This is a genomic window from Streptomyces niphimycinicus, assembly GCF_018883605.1.
Classification (GTDB): Bacteria; Actinomycetota; Actinomycetes; order Streptomycetales; family Streptomycetaceae; genus Streptomyces; species Streptomyces niphimycinicus.
The window spans coordinates 1-3,444 of sequence record NZ_JAHLEM010001091.1 but is presented as its reverse complement, the minus strand read 5'-3'; the positions used below and the strand labels follow the sequence as shown (position 1 = coordinate 3,444).

Sequence of the window (3,444 nt, the reverse complement as noted above, 5' to 3'; positions counted from 1 at the left end):
CGGTCGAGCCCCTCACGCCACGCGGTCCGCGGCGGGGCCGCGGGCGCGGGTGGCGGCGCGGCTCTGCCGGTGGTCGGCGGGTATGACACAAGACCTCCCCCTTGGCCCGGATTCCGTAGTTGGTGTCGCGGTCGGTGTCGCAGCAGTATGGACCGCGGCGCCAGGAGAGGTCACCGGTCGAGCCTGGATCTTGTTCGGATCGCGATCTTCCCTCCCCTTTTCATTACGCTTCGGACGGACTTTCGGTTCCACTTTCCGTGTCATCGGCCGGGGCGTAGTGCGCGCGCAACCGGGCGTACGCCGCTTCCGGCGCGCCGGTGCGGTCCAGGCCCAGCAGCGCGGCACCCAGCACCGGCGGTGCGGTGACCACCCGCGGCTCGGCCTTCGGGGCGCGCTCCGCCAGCAGTTCGCGGACCCGGTCGTCCAGCAGCGGATGGCGGGCCGCGAGCACCCCGCCGCCCAGCACCACCGGTGTCTCCTCGCCCAGCAGATCGAGGCGGCCGAGGGCCACCGTGGCCATGGTCACCACCTCCTCCGCCTGGCGGTCGACGATCGCCCGGGCGATCCCGTCGCCGGCGTCGGCCACCGCGAAGAGCACCGGCGTCAGCTCATGCCGCCGGGCCGGGTCGAGTTGGCCCAGATGCAGCGCCTCGATCAGCTCGTACATGGTGGTCAGGCCGAACCGCGCGGGCAGGGCGCGGGCCAGCTCGGTCGGCTCGCCGCGGCCGTCCTCCGCACGCGCCGCCCACCACAGCGCCTCCTCCGACAGATAGCCGCCGCCGCCCCAGTCGCCGGAGATCCGGCCGATGGCGGGGAAGCGGGCCACCCGGCCGCCGTGACCGATCCCGGCGCAGTTGATGCCCGCGCCGCAGACCACGGAGACGCCGGTCGGCTCGCCGTCGTCGCCGACCCCGGCCCGCAGCAGGGCGAAGGTGTCGTTGGCGACCGTGACGGTGGCGCCCCAGCCGCGATCGGCCAGTACGCCCGTCAGCTCCTCCTCCTCGCTGGGCAGATCGGCGTTGGCCAGACACGCCGAGATATGCCCCGCGATATGCCCCGCGTGCGGCGGACCGGACCCGCCCGCCTGCCGTGCGGCCTCCTCCACCAGGGGCGCGAGCGAGCCGACCGCGGCCTCGGCGCCCACGACGGGCGGCCGGAAGCCGCCGCCGCGGGCCACGCCGAGGACGGAGCCGTCCGGGCCGACCAGCGCGACATCGGTCTTGCTGTTGCCCGCGTCGATCGCCAGCACCGACCGCTCCGGAGCGGACGCGGAGGAAGCGGAGGAAGGAGACGAAGGGGAAGGAGAGGGGGTCGATACGGACTGGGTCAGGCCCACGCCAGATGCTCCCGGTTGTGCGCGATGAGGTCGTCGGTCAGCTTCTCGGCGTATTCGATCTGGCCGATGAGGGGGTGGGACAGCAGCGCCTGGAAGACCCGCTCCCGGCCGCCCTTCAACGCCGCTTCCAGCGCCAGGTGTTCGTACGCCGTGACATTGGCGACCAGACCGGCGAACAGGGGCTCGAGGGGGCGTACGGGCAGGGGCTTCGCGCCCTGTGCGTTGACGGCCGCCGGGACCTCGATCACCGCGTCGTCGGGCAGGAAGGGCAGCGTGCCGTCGTTGAGCGTATTGACGATCCGCACCTCACCGGTGTCGCCCAGCAGGGACGAGGTGAGATCGACCGCCGCCTCCGAGTAGAACGCCCCGCCGCGCTTGCCGAGCAGCTCGGGCTTCTCGTCCAGCGCCGGATCGCCGTACATCTCCAGCAGTTGCCGCTCGATCGCCGCGACCTCCGCCGCCCGGGACGGCTTGCTGCGCAGCTCCCTGACCACCGCGTCGTGCTGGTAGAAGTAGCGCAGATAGTAGGAGGGGACGACGCCGAGCCGGTCCACCAGCGTGCGCGGCATCCGCAGATCCTCGGCGATCGCCTCGCCGTGCTCCGCGAGCAGCTTGGGCAGCACATCCTCGCCGTCGGGGCCGCCGATGCGCACCGCGCGCTCCCAGGTGAGGTGGTTCAGGCCCACATGCTCCAGGGTCACCTCGCCGGGGGTCACGCCCAGCAGCTTCGCGAACTTCCGCTGGAAGCCGATGGCGACATTGCACAGGCCGACCGCCCGGTGCCCGGAGGTGAGCAGCGCCCGGGTCACGATCCCGACCGGGTTGGTGAAGTCCACGATCCAGGCGTCGGGGTTGCGGCGGCGCACCCGCTCGGCGATGTCCAGCACCACCGGGACGGTGCGCAGCGCCTTGGCCAGCCCGCCCGCGCCGGTGGTCTCCTGTCCGACGCAGCCGCACTCCAGCGGCCAGGTCTCGTCCTGGTTCCGGGCGGCCTGACCGCCGACCCGCAGTTGCAGCAGGACCGCGTCGGCGCCGTCCACGCCCGCGTCCAGGTCGTCGGTCCACGAGATGGTGCCCGGGTGGCCCTGCTTGGCGAAGATCCTGCGCGCCAGCCCGCCGACCAGCTCCAGGCGGTCGGCGGCCGGGTCGACCAGGATGAGTTCCTCCAGCGGGAGCGCGTCCCGCAACCGGGCGAATCCGTCGATGAGTTCGGGGGTGTAGGTGGATCCGCCACCCACGACTGCGAGCTTCAACCCTTGACTCCTGTCAGTGTGACGCCTTCGACGAAGGCTTTCTGAGCGAAGAAGAAGACGATGATGACGGGGGCCATGACGAGCAGGGTCGCGGCCATCGTCAGATTCCAGTTGACGCTGTGCGCGCTCTTGAAGCTCTCCAGGCCGTAACTGAGCGTCCAGGCGCCCGGATTCTGCGCGGCGTAGATCTGCGGGCCGAAGTAGTCGTTCCAGCAGTAGAAGAACTGGAAGAGCGCGACGGCGGCGATCCCCGGCTTGGCCATCGGGACCACGATGCGCAGCAGCGTGCCGAGTTCACCGCTGCCGTCGACCTTCGCCGATTCCAGGTACTCCCGGGGAATCGTCAGCAGGAACTGGCGCAGCAGAAAGATGGAGTACGCGTCGCCGAACGCCATCGGAATGATCAGCGGCCACAGCGAACCCGACAGATGAAGCTGCTGGGCCCAGACCAGATACATCGGGATCACGATCACCTGCGGCGGTAGCATCATCGTGGAGATGACCATGATCATGGCGGTGCGGCGGCCGCGGAAGCGGAATTTGGCGAGGGCGTAGGCCACCGGTATGGAGGAACAGACCGTGAACAGGGTGCCGAGCCCGGCGTACAGCAGCGAATTGCGCCACCAGTCCAGAAAGCCCGGAGTGTTGAAGACGTCGGCGTAATTCGACCAGTTCCATTCGGTGGGCCACAGATCGCCGCTCAGCGCCTGGTCATCGCTCATCACCGAGGTCAGGAAGACGAAGACGAAGGGCAGGACGAAGAAGAGCGCGGCGGCGATGGCGACCGTGTGCACGGCGATCCAGTGCAGCGCCGCGCGGCGGCGGGCGGCGGGGGCCGGGGAGCGGCCGGCGGCG

3 protein-coding genes are annotated in these 3,444 nt (G+C 70.7%); all 3 read right to left on the bottom strand.

The window, feature by feature from the left end; all coding sequences use genetic code 11:
- Positions 1-223: 223 nt before the first annotated feature.
- Positions 224-1,249, bottom strand: a complete 1,026-nt coding sequence (locus KN815_RS47800; RefSeq protein ID WP_216348025.1) for an N-acetylglucosamine kinase — start codon at positions 1,247-1,249, stop codon at positions 224-226.
- A gap of 77 nt (positions 1,250-1,326) precedes the next feature.
- Entirely contained in the window at positions 1,327-2,589 is a 1,263-nt protein-coding gene (locus KN815_RS47795) for a 6-phospho-beta-glucosidase (RefSeq protein WP_253209707.1), read from the bottom strand.
- Positions 2,586-3,444 (bottom strand): carbohydrate ABC transporter permease (locus KN815_RS47790; protein ID WP_216348024.1); only part of this gene is annotated, 859 nt, incomplete at its 5' end. The genes KN815_RS47795 and KN815_RS47790, both read right to left, overlap by 4 nt.